The sequence below is a fragment of the Sphingomonas sp. PL20 genome, from assembly GCF_017875905.1.
GTDB lineage: Bacteria > Pseudomonadota > Alphaproteobacteria > Sphingomonadales > Sphingomonadaceae > Sphingomonas > Sphingomonas echinoides.
Genome location: NZ_JAGINH010000002.1, coordinates 137,287 through 155,604, shown reverse-complemented (window position 1 = coordinate 155,604; position 18,318 = coordinate 137,287). Strand labels below are relative to the sequence as shown.

At 63.7% G+C, this 18,318-nt stretch carries 13 protein-coding genes and 1 tRNA gene; 11 read left to right on the top strand and 3 right to left on the bottom strand.

Annotated elements, in window-relative coordinates:
- Positions 1–98: 98 nt before the first annotated feature.
- The 5 genes from H4W01_RS01000 to H4W01_RS00980 all read left to right on the top strand — a co-directional run bounded on the left by H4W01_RS01000 (position 99) and on the right by H4W01_RS00980 (position 5,337).
- Positions 99–2,021: a flavin-containing monooxygenase gene (locus H4W01_RS01000; RefSeq protein WP_334685101.1), complete on the top strand. Its 1,923-nt coding sequence runs from the start codon at positions 99–101 to the stop codon at positions 2,019–2,021.
- Between the two features lie 49 nt (positions 2,022–2,070).
- Positions 2,071–3,306, top strand: a complete 1,236-nt coding sequence (locus H4W01_RS00995) for a cytochrome P450 (RefSeq protein WP_209609520.1) — start codon at positions 2,071–2,073, stop codon at positions 3,304–3,306.
- A gap of 5 nt (positions 3,307–3,311) precedes the next feature.
- The gene (locus tag H4W01_RS00990; protein ID WP_209609519.1) at positions 3,312–4,307 is read left to right on the top strand and encodes an NADPH:quinone oxidoreductase family protein; all 996 of its coding nucleotides are present in this window, start codon (positions 3,312–3,314) and stop codon (positions 4,305–4,307) included.
- A gap of 179 nt (positions 4,308–4,486) precedes the next feature.
- Positions 4,487–4,825: a GFA family protein gene (locus H4W01_RS00985; protein WP_209609518.1), complete on the top strand. Its 339-nt coding sequence runs from the start codon at positions 4,487–4,489 to the stop codon at positions 4,823–4,825.
- A gap of 131 nt (positions 4,826–4,956) precedes the next feature.
- Positions 4,957–5,337, top strand: coding sequence for a VOC family protein (locus H4W01_RS00980; protein ID WP_029622865.1), 381 nt, complete (start codon positions 4,957–4,959; stop codon positions 5,335–5,337).
- Positions 5,338–5,477: 140 nt separating this feature from the next.
- On the opposite strand, the gene H4W01_RS00975 is transcribed toward H4W01_RS00980, so the two are convergent.
- From H4W01_RS00975 to H4W01_RS00965, 3 genes are all read right to left on the bottom strand, one after another.
- Positions 5,478–5,792, bottom strand: coding sequence for a hypothetical protein (locus H4W01_RS00975; RefSeq protein ID WP_334685100.1), 315 nt, complete (start codon positions 5,790–5,792; stop codon positions 5,478–5,480).
- Positions 5,793–5,858: 66 nt separating this feature from the next.
- A complete protein-coding gene (locus H4W01_RS00970) occupies positions 5,859–8,201 on the bottom strand; it encodes a glycosyl hydrolase 115 family protein (RefSeq protein WP_334685099.1) in 2,343 nt (780 codons plus the stop codon).
- A gap of 732 nt (positions 8,202–8,933) precedes the next feature.
- A tRNA-Leu gene (locus tag H4W01_RS00965) sits at positions 8,934–9,020 on the bottom strand.
- 109 nt (positions 9,021–9,129) lie between these two features.
- Here H4W01_RS00965 and H4W01_RS00960 point away from each other — a divergent pair.
- The 6 genes from H4W01_RS00960 (at position 9,130) to H4W01_RS00935 (ending at position 18,260) form a co-directional block, all read left to right on the top strand.
- Positions 9,130–10,062, top strand: a complete 933-nt coding sequence (locus H4W01_RS00960; protein ID WP_209609516.1) for a complex I NDUFA9 subunit family protein — start codon at positions 9,130–9,132, stop codon at positions 10,060–10,062.
- Between the two features lie 24 nt (positions 10,063–10,086).
- The gene (locus H4W01_RS00955; protein ID WP_209609515.1) at positions 10,087–10,896 is read left to right on the top strand and encodes an undecaprenyl-diphosphate phosphatase; all 810 of its coding nucleotides are present in this window, start codon (positions 10,087–10,089) and stop codon (positions 10,894–10,896) included.
- A 156-nt stretch (positions 10,897–11,052) separates the two neighbouring features.
- On the top strand, positions 11,053–12,495 hold the full coding sequence (locus H4W01_RS00950) for an NAD(P)-dependent oxidoreductase (RefSeq protein ID WP_209609514.1): 1,443 nt from the start codon (positions 11,053–11,055) through the stop codon (positions 12,493–12,495).
- The gene (locus H4W01_RS00945; protein ID WP_209609513.1) at positions 12,492–13,259 is read left to right on the top strand and encodes a DUF2059 domain-containing protein; all 768 of its coding nucleotides are present in this window, start codon (positions 12,492–12,494) and stop codon (positions 13,257–13,259) included. Before H4W01_RS00950 ends, H4W01_RS00945 begins: the two co-directional genes overlap by 4 nt.
- Entirely contained in the window at positions 13,256–17,773 is a 4,518-nt protein-coding gene (gltB, locus tag H4W01_RS00940; RefSeq protein WP_209609512.1) for a glutamate synthase large subunit, read from the top strand. Before H4W01_RS00945 ends, gltB begins: the two co-directional genes overlap by 4 nt.
- Positions 17,774–17,834: 61 nt before the next feature.
- On the top strand, positions 17,835–18,260 hold the full coding sequence (locus tag H4W01_RS00935) for a hypothetical protein (protein WP_209609511.1): 426 nt from the start codon (positions 17,835–17,837) through the stop codon (positions 18,258–18,260).
- Positions 18,261–18,318: the final 58 nt, after the last annotated feature.

The following is an 18,318-nucleotide window of genomic DNA, read 5'->3' as shown; positions in this document are numbered from 1 at the left end:
TATGACAGCGGCGTAATACGTTGACTCGATATACCAGTGAGTAGATATTGCATATCATCAGTAATGTGGGCGCGTGACGCACCATCATCGAGAGGCACATGACGGCAATGCAAGCCAGCGACCAACTCCAAGGCATGTCCCTCGATCGCGGGTTGCTGCGCCAAGGCGTCGACCAAGCCAACATTCCCGCCCTCCTGCTGTGCCTGGTCCAGCTGACCGGGGATCAAGCGTGGCTGGAGGCACCGTTCGCACCACGGCGCGGTCGCGGGTTGGACGATAACGATACGGGTGGCCTGAGCGACGAGGTTCAGCGCACGATCCGCGATGCGGCCTATGACGCGATCCTTGGCTGGGCCGAAGGCGCACCGCTGCACCTGCCGCGCCCGAGCAATGCTCAATTGGCCGCCATGCTGAGCGTCGCGATGAGCGAACCGGTGCCGGAGGACTATGGCGATGTCGTCGCCTTCTCGATGCAGTTCGAACAGCCAGCCGCCCCAACCCGGTCCAAGCGTCCGCTCACGGCGATCGTGATCGGCGGGGGCATTTCGGGGATCTGCGCTGGAATCGAGCTGCAGCGGGCCGGCATCGACTATACGCTTTTTGAAAAGAACGAGGATTTCGGCGGGACGTGGTGGGAAAATCACTATCCCGGCTGCGGCGTCGATACACCCAATCTCACCTACACCTTTTCGTGCCGACCGACCGACTGGTCGCATCATTTTCCGCTGCAGGGTGAGATCGAGCGCTATCTGCTGGAAACCGCGCGCGCTTTCGGTCTCTATGACAAAGCGCGTTTCGGCACCAAGGTCGACCGCGCGGAGTGGATCGCCGAGGACGCCAAGTGGGCGGTCACCGTCACCGACCGGGATGGCAACCGCGAAACGCATCGCGCCGATATCGTGATGAGCGCGGTCGGGCTGCTTAACATCCCCAAAATCCCGCAAATCCCCGGACTGGACACGTTTACCGGCGAGGTGCTGCACACGTCCGCGTGGCGTGATGAGGTCGACCTTGTCGGCAAACGCGTCGCGGTGATCGGCAATGGCGCGTCGGGCATGCAAGTGGTGCCGGCGATTGCCGACGACGTGGCGGAGATGACGATTTTCGCGCGATCGAAACAATGGATCGCGCCCTTCCCGCAGTTTCGCAAGGTCGTCCCCGACGGCGTTCGCTATTTGATGCGCACCTTCCCGCTCTATCGCCACTGGGTCGAGCAACGGCTGTCGTGGACTTTCAACGATCGAGTCCATGGCACCTTGTTCCGCGATCCCGACTGGGCGGACTCGAAGCGGTCGATCAACAAGATCAACGATGGCCACCGGCAATTCTTCACGACCTATTATGAAGAGCAACTCGGCGACCGGCAGGACTTGCTGCCGTTGCTGCTGCCCGATTATCCGCCGTTCCTCAAACGCATGCTGCTCGACAATGGGTGGTTCCGCGCGCTGCGCAAACCGCATGTGCGGCTGATCCCCGAACATTTGGCGGAGGTTCGTGGCAGCACCCTCGTCGCCGCGTCCGGCGAAGAGGTGCAAGCCGACGTCCTGATCCTGGCAACGGGGTTCCAGACCACCAATGTGCTTGGATCCTACGACGTCATCGGACGCGACGGGCGTGTCTTGCGCGACGTTTGGGATGGCGACAATGCCGCCGCCTATCTCGGCACGCTGGTGCCCGGATTCCCCAATTTCTTCATCCTGCTCGGCCCCAATGTCGGTGCCGGACATGGCGGGAGCATGATCCGCAATATCGAGAATCAAGCGCATTATGCGCTGCGCATCATCGATGCGATGATTGCGCGCGATGCGTCTGCGGTGGAAGTCCGCGAGGACGTGTACCGCGCCTATGTCGCAAAGCTCGACGCGGCGCATGAGAAATTGGTGTGGACGCACCCGGGTGCCGAAAATTGGTACCGCAACGCGCGTGGTCGGATCATCGCGATCACGCCGTGGCGCAACGACGCCTTCTGGCGAATGACGCGCGAAGCCAACCCCGACGATCTGACGTTCGAACATGCCTAGCTGCAATCGACCCACAGCCACAAGGCTGGGGCAAGGGAGAGAATTTGCCATGACTGGAGTCGCTCAGCTCGAGCCGTTCGATCCGGCGCATCCCGACCTGATCACCGATCCCTATCCCATGTTCGCGCACATCCGCGAGAGCGATCCGTTTCATCGGTCGAAACCGGGCTATTGGGTGGTATCGCGCTACGATCATGTGCGCGAAGTGCTGATGAACCGGAAGGACTTCGGCACGGGCGATTTCGTCGAAAATCTGAAGCTGTTTTACGGCCCCGATTTCGACGTGATGGCCAATTCGGGTTATCGCTGGCTGTCCGACGTTTTCATCATGCAGGATCCGCCGCAGCACACGCGCATCCGCAGCCTCGTCACGGGTTCGCTGACCGCAAAACGGGTTCGCGCGCTCGAGCCGCGGATCCGCGAGATTTGCCAGGAGCTGACCGACGCCTTCCTCGCCGATGGCCATGCCGATCTGATCACCCAATTCGCCTACCAATTGCCGGTGATGGTCATCTGCGAGTTGATGGGGATCGATTACGAGACGCCGGAGATGGCCGCATTGATCGCCGCCATCCCCGAAGCCTTTGTCGTCTTCGAAGCGCGAAAATTGACCGAGCCCGAACTGACCACGGCCAATCGCCGGATCGACCAGCTCGAACGCTTCTTCCGGGCCGAGTTCGAAAACCGCCTGGCCCATCCGCGCGACGATCTGTTGACGTCGCTGGCACAGACCGGGGCCGCGCCCGACGGGCTGACGATGCAGGAGGCGACCACCGTCGCCATCGCGCTGTTCGGCGCAGGCTTCGAGACGACCGCCAATATCATCGGCAACGGCCTCTACCGGCTGCACCGGCACCGCGACCAATGGGATCGCCTCGTGGCTGATCCGACCGGGCTTGCCGCGTCGACCAACGAAGAAGTGCTGCGCTACGAAAGTTCGCTGGTCGCGGCCTATCGCACCGCGCTGAGCGACACGACGATCGCCGAGCATCCGGTGAAGGCGGGCGAGCGCGTGCTCACCCTGGTTGGAGCCGCAAACCGTGACGGTCGCAAATTCGCCGACCCCGATCGCTTCGACATCGCGCGCGGCGCGGCCGACCATATGTCGTTCGGCGGCGGCATCCATTTCTGCGTCGGTGCCGAGCTTGCGCGGATCGAGGGGCGCATCGCGTTCGAACATCTCGCGTGCACACTTCCGGCTATGAGGGTCGATCTGCACGGGGCGGCGTGGCGGGCGAACTTCCTGTTCCGCGGGTTGACCCGGCTCGAAGCGCACTGGGGCTAGCGCCGATGGGCGCGGCGACGATGATCGCGTTGACCAGCGACGCGTTGGGCCCAGTCGAAGGATATGCGCTTCGGCGTGTCGCCGTGCCCGAACCGGCCGAGGGGGACGTGCGGCTGCGCATCGAGGCCGTCGCGCTCGGCTATGTCGATTCGCTAATGGCGGCGGGGGGATATCAGCACAAACCGACGACGCCTTATGTCCCAGGGGCCGAGATCGTCGGCGTGGTCGACCGGGTTGGTGCCAACACGTTCGGGGTTGAGATCGGCGCGCGCGTGGCGAGTTGGCAGCTCATCGCGGGCGGCGGATTGGCCGAATTCGCGCTCGCGCCCGCGCGATCGCTGATCCGGGTCCCCGACGCCCTTGCCTCGGCAACGGCCGCGTCCATGCTGCTCGATCACCTTACCGGATGGTATGCGCTGTTCGATCGCGGCGGCCTGCGCGCGGGCGAGAGCGTGCTCGTTTTGGGGGCTGGTGGCGGGATCGGCAGCGCTGCGGTGCAATTGGCCGCGAACAGCGGCGCGCGCGTGATCGCCGCGGCCGCTACGCCAGCCAAGCGGGACTATGCCCTGGAACTGGGGGCAGAAGCCGCGATCGATTATCGCGCGGCCGATTGGCGAGACGACCTGCGACGCATCCTCGGCGGGGGAGTCGATGTCGTGGTTGATCCGGTCGGCGGGGCAAGCTTCGAACCCGCGTTTCGATCACTCGCCAAGGGGGGCCGTCATCTCGTCTTGGGGTTTGCCGCCGGGACGATCCCGAGCCTTCCCGCGAACCTCCCATTGCTCAAAAACGGCGCGCTGATCGGCGTCGATGCGCGGTACCTTTTCGAAAGCGATCCCGATCGCGCCATGCGGATCTGGAACGCGCTGTTCGTCCAGGCCGTCGACGGGCGACTGCGGCCACGGCCTTTGCAACAATACACGCTTGGCCAAGCGCCCCACGCGCTTGCCGCCCTTGGCAAGCGGGACACCCTGAGAAAAATCGTCGTCGTCGCTGACTGAAGACCCCGCATCGTTTTCCCGCGCAAGGTCGCCGCGCGCGCGAAATACCTCTCACAAAGATGCTCCTCCAATCGCGGCAGAAAAGACGACGCGGTCTCGGGTCGGCCGGTGGCAATCACTCCTTTGCGATCGCTTGTTTCGCATGCAACAAGGCATCGAGCCGGGAGGAGGACGCGAGCGTGAAAGAACATCGCGGAAGCTGCCATTGCGGGCAGGTTCAACTCCTGCTTCGCGATACACCGCTCGAGGTCGCCGAGTGCAACTGCTCCATATGTCGGCGCATCGCCGGGCTTTGGCACTATTGCGCTCCCGATGCCGTAACGGTGGCAGGTGAAGGCGCTGCGTATCAGCAGGGCGATCGCGCGCTCGATCTATGGCATTGCCCGAAATGTGGCTGCACAACGCACTGGACTGCAACGGACCCCGCCTATCAGCGCATGGGCGTCAACCTGAGGATGTTCGATCCGGCACTATGGTCTGCTCTGCCACGCCGTTTGATCGACGGCGCGCGCTTTTAACCTATCCGGCACGCGCAAGAGACGTGTTGAACCTCTGGAAACAAGTCCTCGAGTGGTGCTGCCCTCACATATCGATAGCGGCGCGACGTCCGCGGCGTTAAAAGATGGGCGAGAATTGCACGGAGCGCACGATGCCAATTCCTGAGACGATCGGGGCGTTCGCAATCGTCCCCCATAACGATCTGTCCGCCGCCATCCCCTTCTGGGAACGACTTGGCTTCGCACGGACCGGCGGGGATGCTCAATATGCGATCATGACGGGGTGGCATTGCGAGGTCCATTTGACCCAGGCTGGGCCCGGACCCTGGCAAGTCCCCGCCGAGCACAACCCGTTCGGCGTCTTCGTTCGCACGCCCGATGTCGATGAGATCGCGGCGCGCGTTGATGACCTGATCATTCGACCTGGCGGCATTCTCCGTCACCGCCCGTGGGGTTTGTACGAAGTCGGCATTTCCGGGCCTGACGGGATGCTGATTCGCATCGGCTGGCCCTCCCACCTCATTCCGTCCTGACCGCCGGGCGAACGGGAGCGCCGCTACCCAGCCAGGCCCACCTCCACCAACCGCGCATCGATCAAGCGATCCCGCTCGGATCGGGGCGCACATTAGGCGGGGAGCCGACGATGGCGGGCGGGGGCGGCTGCGGGGCGGCCCTATCCCTTTACCGGCACCTTAGGGACAGCGGCGGGATCGGCCAAAGCCCGGGCCTCCCGCAGTACGCGCACCGCATTTCCGCGCCACACCTTGCCGATATCGGCCGGGCTGTAGGCCGCCTTCAGCAGCGCTGCTGGTACCTCTGGATAGGCGGTGGCTGGCGTCAATCGCCTTGCGCACATTCTCCGTCGGGCGATGGCGGGAGCGATGATGGTGCGGAACCATCTTGTCGGAATCACCCTGCGACTGGTCGCCATCGCCACCAGCGATGACGCGATCAGCACAAGCAGCAGGAGCGAGAGCTTATGCAGCATTGCGGTTCGGGTCGGCCGCAGCCAACGATGCATTTCGCCTGTCTGACCGGTCGCCAGTGCGGAACGTTAGACCTTGCTGGTCCTCGGGCCGAGATAAGTCGGCGGCAAAGTCTCCGTGCTCAGCACCAACTTCTCGAGCACTACATTGTCGTCAACCCTCCAGATCTTGATCGTATGCCTCCCGACAGCGAGGTAGCCCAGTTCCGACGAAAGCTGCACGGCGTTATCGCACACGGCCTTGGCCCAGCGCTTCTTTCCCGGCGTATCTTGGGTCCCGCCGGTGGCTTCGAGTTGTGACTGCAGCGTCTGAACCGCGCCTTCGTCGATCGAAACGCCGATGCGCACCCCACCGGTCTTGCCGATCGTGTCGAGGGTGGGTGCTAGGTAGAGGGTCAGTAGCCCCGACCCAGCCTTCGTGACGGTCACATCATATTCGAGACGGACACCGTCGTCCGGCACCGTTGCAGGCCTGCCCTGCGGAAGCGCGATCACCGCGCCTTCGGTTCGGCCCAGGTGCGGTATTTTCGTCCAGCGCAAGTCGCTCGCGTGGCGCGCGCGGCTGAATGCAAGTGCCTCGATTGCGAGGATCCCGTCTGGCGTTGGGCGGCTGTCGACAAACTTGGGCCGGGGACTGCGCTGCTCGCTCGGCGTATCGCCGCCCACGCGCGTGATGCTGGGCATGTTCTGCCGAGTGGGGTCGTTCCAGATGACGTAGCTCATATGGACCTGCGCCACCATGCCGTCCCACTTGCCGCCGTTGATCGAATGGTAATGCTCGGTCAGCTCGCCATCGCGCCGGAAGGCCGTTTCGACCTGATCCGCGAAATAATTGGCGCGGGCATCATTGCGCGAGGCCAGCACCGTGTTCCAGGCCGCGCCGTAATAAAGGCGGTAGAGGTTGGCCATCGCCGCAACGGGGAATTCCAGCAGTTGGTAATAGGCTTCGAGCTGCTCGGGCAGCAGCTTGGCGCGCGTGTCGAGCATGCGGGCCTCGAGCACCTCCCACTCGGCCACCATCGCACCGAATTCGCCGCCATCCAGCCCCTCGGGCGTGATGCCGCCGAGCGGAAAACTGTCCTGTTCGATCAGCTCGGGTTTGCGGCGCGCGGCATATTTGCTGTAGGCGGTTATCATCTCGCCGATCGCGCTGGCATGCTCGGCACCGAAGGTCGCCTCCGCCCAGGCTTGCGGATACGCGGCGAGCGCGTCGGGCGTCATCGCCTCGGGGTTCCACGCCATCGCCAGGAAGAAGCTCAACGGATATTCCATCGGCTTGATGTCGCCGACATTGACGATCCACATCGACCGCGCGTCGCGGCGATAGGCGAGATCCATCTGCTGCCAGACCTTTTCAATCTGGTTGGTGTTGATCCATTTATAGTTTCGGGGCGCGCCGACATAATCGAAGTGGTAATAGACACCGTAGCCGCCGCGGCGCGGCTGAGCGCCTGGGCCGGGCAGCCGCCGGATCTGCCCCCAATTGTCGTCGGCGAAGAGCAGGATCACATCGTCCGGCACCTGCATGCCATGGTCGTAATAGTCCTGCACTTCCTTGTAGAGCGCCCAGACCTGCGGCGTTTCGCTGGCAGGCCGCCCTGTAACATCGGCGATGATCGAACGCTGATCGCGCACGACCCGCTCGAGCAATGGCACAGCAGTGCCTTCCGCCATGGCTTCGTCGCCGTCCCCGCGCATGCCGACCGTGACGACCGACTCATACCCCTTGCCGTCGCCCTTCGACATCATTCGTGCGATGCCGCCGCGCCAGAAACTGCGCAGGTTCGCGGAGTTTTTCGTATAGTCCCATGGTCCACCGGTCACGCCCTGGTCCGGGTTGCGATGCCATTCGTCATGCGCGCGAAGCATCGGCTCGTGATGGGAATTTCCGATCACCACCCCCATGGCGTCGGCGAGCACCATGTTCTGCGGATCATCGGCGGCAAAGGCTCTTGGCGACCACATTGCGGGCCAGAGATAATTGCCCTTCATACGCAGCAACAGTTCGAAGACATGCGCGTACATCGCGGCGTTGACGCCGCCGAACTTCTTCTCGGCCCAGCCGCTCAGGCAGGGGGCTTCGTCGTTGATGAAGAAGCCCCTGTAACGGACCCTCGGCTGGTCCCGCCGGGAGCCCGCCGGGATGTGGACCTCAGGCTGGCGGCGCACGGGCACGTCGGCGAACCAGTGCCAAGGCGAAACGCCGATGCGTTCGGACAAGTCGTAGGTGCCAAACACGGCACCGCGCCGGTCCGAACCGACGACAACGAGCGCGCGCGGTACACCCGGGAAGGGATTGTCGACGACGATCTGGCGAAAGGCCTCCCATTCGCCCTGAAGATCGGTGATATCGATCTTTCCTGCCGCGGCGAGCGCGTCGATAAGGATGCTGTGTCCGAGGACGCCGATCACGACAACGGCACCCCGTAGGTCGTCGACTCCCCCTTCAATCAGTCGCGCGCGGTTTCCGCTAACGCGTTCGAGGTCTGCCGCGAAGCTCCTCGCTGCATGCAACACAGCCGAATCGGCTTGGGAATCGACGAGGACGGCTGCGGGATAACCGTGCGTAACCAGAGCGAAAGCGCCGCGGTGCCCGGACCGGTCCAGCCGGCCCAGGGCAAGCGACGGCGGTGCAAGAAGAGCGAGCGCGCTCGCGCAGGCGGCACCCCCCATCAGCCTTCGCCGCGTCAAAGCCGGTCCTGCGCGTCGACGCATCTTACTCTCCTGTCCGGTCTTGTGGGACTCGTTCCAGAACGCGGGCCCTCATGATATCGCTACCATGCGCCGTTCGCCCGCAGAAGGGCGTAAAATTGGATTGCGCTGTGGGAGTGGCGGGAGGCTGCCTCGGGCCGCTGGGATACACCTAAAGGTATAGTCCGCGATCATCCGTTCGTTTGTCGACACGATCCTGCGGCGGAAGAGCGCGAATTTCCAAATCTCTCAAGGGCATGACGAAACATCCCGATCTGATCGATCCTGGCCGAACACCCGGTGAAATCGCGTCGAAATGGCCCGCCGGGCCATCACCCGTTTTTGGCTGAAATCGACTGAGATCTGCTCGAACCTTATCAGACAAAATTAACGATAAAACGGCAGACATATGCCGTTTTGCCGATGGTTGTCGGATGTTCTGAGAAGAACAAATGGTGCCCGGAAGAGGACTCGAACCTCCACGCCCTTGCGAGCGCCAGCACCTGAAGCTGGTGCGTCTACCAATTCCGCCATCCGGGCACTGGGTAGGGAGCGGCCCTTAGGGGAGCGGAGTCGGCCTTGTCAACACGGGCGTTGCTGGGGCAAGGGACAAATCACCGATCCAGACGGCATTTACGAGGCGCACCCCATGAAAGACACACTGGTTACGCTGATTGGCGGCGGGGGTTTCCTCGGCCGCTATGTCGCGCAAGCCTTGCTCGCACGCGGTGCCCGCGTGCGAATCGCCCAGCGCGACCCGCGCCAGGCGTTTTTTCTGAAGCCGCAGGGCGGGCTCGGCCAAACGCAGTTTGTCGCTGCCGATCTCACCAAGCCCGAATCGATCGCGCGCGCGGTCGCCGGGTCGGACCTGGTGGTGAATCTGGTCGGCATCCTCGCCGGGGATTTCCAGCGCATCCAGGTCGAGGGCGCGCGGATCGTCGCCGAAGCCGCGAAAACTGCGGGCGTTACCCATCTGGTGCATATCTCGGCGATCGGTGCCGACCCTGCATCGCCCTCGGCTTATGGTCGTTCCAAGGGCGAGGGCGAAGCGGCGGTGCGCGCGGCTTTCCCCGGTGCCACCATTCTGCGCCCATCGATCGTGTTCGGCCGCGAGGACCAGTTCATCAACCGCTTCGCCAAGATGGTTGCCAGCGCGCCGATCGTGCCCGTGCTGCGCGCGGGCACGAAATTCCAGCCGGTCTATGTTGGCGACGTCGCCGACGCGGTCGTCGCTGCGCTGGAGCATCCGGCGCTTGCTTCCGGCAAAACATTCGAGCTGGGCGGCCCCGATGTGCTGTCGATGGGGGCATTGGTGCGCTGGATCGCCAAGGCGGTCCGTCGCACGCCGCCTATCGTCGAACTGCCCGATGCGGTTGGCGGGGCGATCGCTGCCTTCGGCTTTCTGCCCGGCGCGCCGATCACGGCCGATCAGTGGAAGATGTTGGCAAACGATAATGTCGTGTCCGGCAAGAACGGGCTAACCGCGCTCGGAATCACGCCAACGCCGCTAGACGCGGTGGCAGCGGGATGGCTGGTGCAATATCGCAAGGGCGGACGGTTCGCGGTGCCGGCGTCAGCCTGAGCGCCGACTAACAGGGGGATTTTCGTGAACGAGATTATCAACATCATCCTGCTCGGCATTGTCGAGGGGGTGACCGAGTTCCTGCCCGTCTCCTCGACCGGCCATTTGATCCTGGCAACCAAGCTGCTGGGCTATGATGCGGCGCGCTGGGAGGTGTTCAACATCGTCATCCAGCTCGGCGCGATCCTGGCAATCGTCGTCTTGTACTGGCGCACCTTCTGGGCGGTCGGCATGGGGCTGCTGCGGCGCGATCCGGTGTCGATCCGCTTCGTGCGCAATGTGCTGGTGGCGTTCATCCCCGCCGCCGTCATCGGCCTTGCCATCCACAAGCAGATCGAAGCGCTGCTCGGCAATGCCGAGGTCGTGTCGATCGCGCTGATCGTCGGCGGCTTTGCGATCATCGCGGTCGAGCGCTTCGCGCCCAAGAGCAACATCGTCGGCGTGGCGGATATTCCGTTGCCCAAGGTGGTCGGCATCGGCTTTCTGCAATGCCTGGCGATGGTGCCCGGCGTCAGCCGCTCGGGCGCGACCATCCTCGGCGCGCTGGCATTGGGGGTCGAACGCCGCACCGCCGCCGAGTTCAGCTTCTTCCTCGCCATCCCGACCATGCTCGGGGCGACCACGCTCGAACTGGTCAAGAACCGGCATGAACTGGTCAGCGGGCACGGCGTCGGGCTGGCGGCGATCGCGCTCGGCTTTGCGGTCGCCTTCGTCGTCGCGCTGATCGTGGTGAAAGCCTTTGTCGGCATCGTTACCCGATTCGGGTTCGTGCCCTTTGCGTGGTATCGGATTGTTGCGGGAAGCATTGCCCTCGCATGGCTTTTAAGCATTTAGGTCCGGTTCGGTATTATATAATCCCAACACAACCCGGTTTTGACACTCCTCACATCAGACGCCACATTTTATAGGTCACCTATGCTGTCCTAAATGCCGTTTTGATCGTGACAATCCGCGTAACACACGGTATCTGCGCCCTTGAAAGGGGCGCAGATGGCCGACACGTCGCTACTGAAGTTCGTCGATCGCGAGCAGGCTTACCCAGCCAAGCGCGAACCCGAGATCCGTGCCGAGGATTTCCGCGAAATCGCCGAGCGCTATGCCGCGCCCGAGGCAGAGGATCAGGCCGGGCGCTGCTCGCAATGCGGCGTGCCTTATTGCTCGGTGCATTGCCCGCTGCACAATCACATCCCCGACTGGCTGCGCCTCACCGCCGAAGGCCGCCTGCGCGAAGCCTATGAGCTGAGCAATTCCACCTCGACCATGCCCGAGATTTGCGGCCGCATCTGCCCGCAGGACCGGCTGTGCGAAGGCAATTGCGTCATCGAATTTTCCGGCCATGGCGCGGTGACGATCGGATCGGTCGAAAAGTTCATCACCGATACCGCCTGGGAAGAAGGCTGGGTCGAGCCGCTCGTGCCCGGCGCGCCGCGCGGCCAGTCGGTCGGCGTGATCGGCGCAGGCCCCGCAGGCCTCAGCGCCGCCGAATATCTGCGCGCGGGCGGCTATGACGTACACGTCTATGATCGTTACGATCGTGCAGGCGGGCTGCTGACCTATGGCATCCCCGGCTTCAAGCTGGAAAAGCCCGTCGTCATGCGCCGGGTCGATCGGCTGAAGGCGGGCGGCATCGTCTTCCACGAAAATTTCGAGGTTGGCCGTGATGCCACGCTCGACGAATTGCGCCAGCGTCATGATGCGGTGCTGATTGCGACCGGCGTGTACCGCGCGCGCGCGATCAAGGCGCCGGGCGTGGACAAGAAGGGCGTCGTCGACGCGCTCGCTTTCCTCACCGCCTCCAACCGCAAGAATTTCGGCGATGCCGTGCCGGCGTTCGACGATGGTCGCCTCAATGCGGCGGGCAAGCATGTCGTCGTCATTGGCGGCGGCGATACCGCGATGGACTGCGTGCGCACCGCGATCCGCCAGAATGCGGCGTCGGTAAAGTGCCTCTATCGCCGCGACCGTGCCAACATGCCCGGCTCGCAACGCGAAGTGAACAATGCCGAGGAGGAAGGCGTCGAGTTCGTCTGGCTCTCCGCCCCCGAAAGCTTCACCGGCAGTGACTCGGTCGGCGGCGTGAAGGCGAGCGGCATGCGCCTCGGCGCGCCCGACGCCTCGGGCCGCCGCGCGCCTGAGATCGACCCCGAGGGCGGCTTCGATCTGCCCGCCGATCTCGTCATCAAGGCGCTCGGCTTCGATGCCGAGGATCTGCCCAAACTGTTCGGCGCGCCTGAACTCGGCACCACGCGCTGGGGCACGGTGCTGGTCGACAATAAGACGCTGATGACCTCGCTCGACGGCGTGTTCGCGGCGGGCGATATCGTGCGCGGCGCGAGCCTCGTGGTCTGGGCGATCCGCGACGGCCGCGATGTCGCGGCGAGCATGCACAAATATCTGAAGGCAAAGGCGAGCGCGGGGAGGAAATCGGCGTGATCGCTGCGCTCTCATTTGCCGTACTTGTCCTGGCAGGCGATACGCAAGCGGCATCGCCTACGGCGGCACCACAAATTGCTACCGCATCCGTCGAACCAGCCCCAGCAGCGCTCGCGAGCGGGGTGGAAATCGCAAAATTGCTTAATCCTGAAAATGAAGTTCTGGAGGGCAGCCGCGCGGCCATCGTTGCAACACTACAAAAGATGTTCGCTGCCGACCCGAATGTGACGACGATGGAAAAAGAGCATCCCGGGTTCATCGCGGCGGGATCTGAGGCGATTCAGTCGACGACCTTGGCGATCTTGAAGGAACGCTTGCCGATCCTTTGGTCTCGTCTTGGAGCAGCGTATGCCCGCAGCCTGTCCGAAGCGGAATTGGGCCAAACATTACGATTTTACCAGAGCGAAGCCGGAAAGCGGCTCATCCAGGCGACCTTGAAAGGGATCGATCCCTCGGCGCTGATACAAAAACAAATCGCGGCTCCGGATCGCAAGGTCGAGGCAGCCGAACTTGGAGCGACAGTTACAGCGTCTGCGACTAAAGCCGCAACAAATGCGACATCTGAAGATCGCACTGCGCTGTACAACTTTGTTTTCACCCCGCTGGGCCTGAAGATCCGCCAACTCAACCCAGAATTGCTCATAATCGGAGCAGATTGGAGCAATGAGCGGGATGAAATATCCGAAAAGCGCGTCACTGAAGCAGTCGGTGCGGCGCTTGCCCCCTTCTTAGCAGATACCGCCGCGAAAAAGGCCAAGCCATGACGATGGAATCCGAACGCCTCCGCCTCGCCGAACACGGCATGTACCGCCCCGAATTTGAGGGCGATGCGTGCGGCGTCGGCCTCGTCGCGGCGACCGATGGCACGCCGTCGCGCCGGGTCGTGCAATCCGCGATCGATGCGCTGAAGGCCGTATGGCATCGCGGTGCGGTCGATGCCGATGGCAAGACCGGCGATGGTGCTGGCTTGCACATCGACCTTCCGCTCAAATTCTTCGACGATGCGATCGCCGCCTCGGGCCATCGCCCGCTGCCCAACCGGCTCGCGGTCGGCATGATCTTCCTGCCGCGCACCGATCTTGGCGCGCAGGAGGATTGCCGCACGATCGTCGAAAGCGCGATCATCGAGGAAGGCTATACCATCTATGGCTGGCGCCAGGTGCCCGTCGATGTGTCGGTGATCGGGCAAAAGGGCCTCGCCACGCGCCCCGAGATCGAACAGATCATGATCGCCGGCCCGCTGCCCGAGGAGCAGAGTGCCGCCGAGTTTGAAAAGAACCTGTATCTCGTCCGTCGCCGGATCGAGAAGCGTGTCATCGCCGCGCAGATTCAGGGCTTTTACGTCTGCTCGCTGTCGTGCCGCTCGATCATCTATAAGGGGCTGTTCCTCGCCGAATCGCTGTCGATCTTCTATCCCGATCTGCGCGATCCGCGTTTCGAGAGCCGCGTCGCGATCTTTCATCAGCGCTATTCGACCAACACCTTCCCGCAATGGTGGCTGGCGCAACCGTTCCGCACGCTGGCGCACAATGGTGAGATCAACACCATTCGCGGCAACAAGAACTGGATGCTCAGCCACGAAATCAAGATGGCGAGCCTCTCGTTCGGCGAGCAATCGGAAGACATCAAGCCGGTGATCCCGGCGGGCGCGTCGGACACCGCCGCGCTCGACGCGGTGTTCGAGGCGATCTGCCGCTCGGGCCGCGATGCGCCCACCGCCAAGCTGATGCTGGTGCCCGAAGCCGTGTCGGACAATTCCGACATGCCGGCCGATCACCTCGCGATGTATCAATATCTGGCGAGCGTGATGGAGCCGTGGGACGGCCCCGCCGCGCTGGCGATGACCGATGGCCGCTGGGCAGTGGCGGGCATGGACCGCAACGCGCTGCGTCCCTTGCGCTATGTCCGCACGATCGACGGTCTGGTGATCGTTGGCTCGGAAAGCGGCATGGTCGTCGTGCCAGAATCGACCGTGGTCGAGAAAGGTCGGCTCGGGCCGGGCCAGATGCTCGCGATTGATCTCGACGAAGGCGTGCTGCTGCACGACCGCGCGATCAAGGACCGCATTGCCGGTGAAGCCGATTATGCCGGGATGATCGAGGCGTTCCAGCGGATCGAAGCGCTGCCGCAGCCCGACCACGACCCGATCACGCGCTTCGAGCGTGCCGAGCTGACGCGCCGCCAGATCGCCGCCGGGCAGACGCTCGAAGATATGGAGCTGATCCTCGCGCCGATGGTGGAAAGCGCCAAGGAAGCGATCGGCTCGATGGGCGACGATACCCCGCTCGCGGTCATTTCCGACAAGCCGCGCCTGATCAGCCAATTCTTCCGGCAGAATTTCAGCCAGGTCACCAACCCGCCGATCGACCCTTTACGCGAACGCCATGTGATGTCGCTCAAGACGCGCTTCGGCAACCTTGCCAACATCCTCGACACCGAGGATCGGCGCGATGGCGTGCTGGTGCTGCAATCGCCCGTGCTCGACGGCACCACCTGGGCGCAATTGAAGACGCATTTCGGCGCACAAGCGGCAGAAATCGACTGCACGTTCGATTCTGGAGGCGGTGCCGAGACCCTTCGTGGCGCAATTGCGCGCATTCGCGCCGAAGCGGTGACCGCCGTGCGCCAGGGCAAGAGCGAATTGTTCCTGACCGACATGGCGATCGGCCCGGACCGCATCGGCATCGCCGGCGTCCTCGCTGCCGCCGCCGTGCACACCCATCTCGTGCGCATGGGCCTGCGCTCTTATGCCAGCATCAACATCCAGACCGCCGAATGCCTCGACACGCATTATTATGCGGTGCTGATCGGCGTCGGCGCGACCACGGTCCACGCCTATCTGGCCGAGGCCGCGATCGTCGATCGCCATGCGCGCGGCCTGTTTGGAAATTTGACGCTGGAACAATGTCTTGAACGGCATCGCACGGCGATCGACGAGGGCCTGCTCAAGATCATGTCGAAGATGGGGATCGCCGTGATCTCCAGCTATCGCGGTGGCTATAATTTCGAGGCGGTCGGCCTCAGCCGCGCTTTGGTGAACGACCTGTTCCCGGGGATGCCCGCGAAGATTTCGGGCGAGGGCTATGCCTCGCTCCACCTCAACGCGCAGTTGCGGCACGACAAGGCCTATGATGCGGCGGTGGCATCGCTGCCGATCGGGGGTTTCTATCGCCAGCGTCACACCGGCGAAACGCACGCATATTCCGCACAACTCATGCACTTGCTGCAAACCTCGGTCGCGACCGACAGCTATTCGACCTATCTGCAATTCTCGCGCGGGGTGGAGGGGCTGCCGCCGATCTATCTGCGCGATCTGCTGCAGTTCAATTTCCCCGCCGAGGGCGTGCCGGTCGATCAGGTCGAGGCGATCACCGAGATCCGCAAGCGTTTCGTGACGCCGGGCATGTCGTTGGGCGCGCTCAGCCCCGAAGCGCATGAAACGCTCGCCATCGCGATGAACCGCATCGGTGCCAAGGCGGTGTCGGGCGAAGGCGGCGAGGACAGCGCGCGCTATCAACCCTATGCCAATGGCGACAACGCCAATTCCGGGGTGAAGCAAATCGCCAGCGGTCGCTTTGGCGTGACGGCGGAATATCTCAACGCCTGCGACGAGATCGAAATCAAGGTCGCGCAAGGCGCAAAGCCCGGCGAAGGCGGGCAATTGCCCGGCTTCAAGGTGACCGAGTTCATCGCCAAGCTGCGCCATGCGACGCCGGGCGTGACGCTGATCTCGCCGCCGCCGCACCATGACATCTATTCGATCGAGGATCTGGCGCAGCTCATCTATGACCTGAAGCAGATCAATCCGGTCGCGCGGGTGTGCGTCAAGCTCGTCTCCTCGGCCGGGATCGGCACGGTGGCAGCAGGCGTGGCCAAGGCCCATGCCGACGTCATCCTGATCGCAGGGCATGTCGGCGGCACCGGAGCCTCCCCGCAGACCAGCATCAAATATGCGGGGACCCCGTGGGAAATGGGCCTGAGCGAGGTCAATCAGACGCTGACGCTCAACGGCCTGCGCGGGCGCATCAAGCTGCGCACCGACGGCGGCCTCAAGACCGGACGCGATATCGTCATCGCCGCGATCCTGGGCGCGGAAGAGTTCGGCATCGGCACGCTGTCGCTGGTGGCGATGGGCTGCATCATGGTGCGCCAATGCCATTCCAACACCTGCCCGGTCGGCGTGTGCACGCAGGACGAGGCGTTGCGCGCCAAGTTCGGCGGCACGCCCGAAAAGGTCATCAATCTGATGACCTTCATCGCCGAGGAAGTGCGCGACATTCTCGCCCGGCTGGGGTTCCGCAGCCTCGACGAAGTGATCGGCCGCACCGAATTGCTACGTCAGGTCAGCCGTGGGGCCGAGCATCTCGATGACCTCGATCTCAACCCGATCCTCGCCAAGGTCGATGCGCCGGACGATCAGCGTCGCTTCAGCCTGAAAACGCGCCGCAACGAAGTGCCCGACAGCCTCGATGCGCAGATGATCAAGGATGCCGCAGCGGTATTCACCCGGCGCGAGAAGATGCAATTGACCTATTCGGTGCGCAACACGCACCGCGCGGTCGGCACGCGGCTGTCGAGCGAGATCACGCGCACCTTCGGCATGTCGGCGCTGGCCGACGGGCATGTCCATGTCCGTCTGCGCGGTTCGGCCGGGCAAAGCCTCGGCGCGTTCCTGTGCAAGGGCATTACGCTCGAAGTGTTCGGCGACGCCAATGACTATGTTGGCAAGGGCCTGTCGGGCGGGAACATCGTGGTCCGCCCGGTGGTCAGTTCCCCGCTCGCCAGCCAGGACAACACCATCATCGGCAACACCGTGCTCTACGGCGCGACCTCGGGCAGCCTCTATGCGGCGGGCCAGGCGGGCGAGCGCTTCGCGGTGCGCAATTCGGGCGCGACCGTGGTGGTCGAGGGCTGCGGTGCCAATGGCTGTGAATATATGACCGGCGGCACCGCCGTCGTGCTCGGCCCGGTCGGGGCCAATTTCGGCGCAGGCATGACCGGCGGCATGGCGTTCATCTATGATGCGGATGGCAGCTTCGCGCGGCGCGCCAACCCCGAGAACATCACCTGGAACCGCCTGTCCTCGCTGCATTGGGAAGCGGTGCTGCTCGGCCTCGTCCGCGCGCACCATGCGGCGACCGACAGCAAATGGTCGGGCGCGTTGCTCGACGATTGGGGCCGCGTGGTCGACCGCTTCTGGCAAGTGGTGCCCAAGGAAATGCTGACCCGCCTGTCGCATCCGCTCGACGACCAGGTGGAGCAGATCGCCGCCGAATGATCGACCGAGCGCGCGAATCGTGCTAACGGTGCGCGCGCTCGGTTTCTATTCGAGGTTTGTGATGCGGTTTCTTCTCGTCAGTGTTTTCGCGCTCGGGCTGGCCTCGCCCGTTTTTGCGCAGGACCGCGCGCCCGCTCTGGATGCGCAGCAAATCGGCTCGGCGCTGTCGACGCCGCTGGTTCAGGAAGGCCTTGGCGCCACCGTCGATGAATTCGCAGATGCCCTGCTCCAGACCCATGTCGGCCCGCTGGCGCATTATGCCGATCCGCGCGCCAATGTGCGACCGGACAATACGCTCGGCGATCTCGCGGCCCGTTCCAACCCCAATTACCGCCGCGATCTGCACGAAAGCGCGCGCGGCGCGGTCGCGGCTACCGGTCGGGCGATGCAGGACGTTGCCAGCATGAGCGCCGAGCTCAAGCGCACCTCCGACCGGATCCGCCACCTGCTCGACCAGACGCGGGCGGAGATGGAGTCGCTCCGCTAATATCTCGAGTGGCGTCGGGCATGGCGCAAAGGGGTCGATCGACCGAATCCCGCGTCAA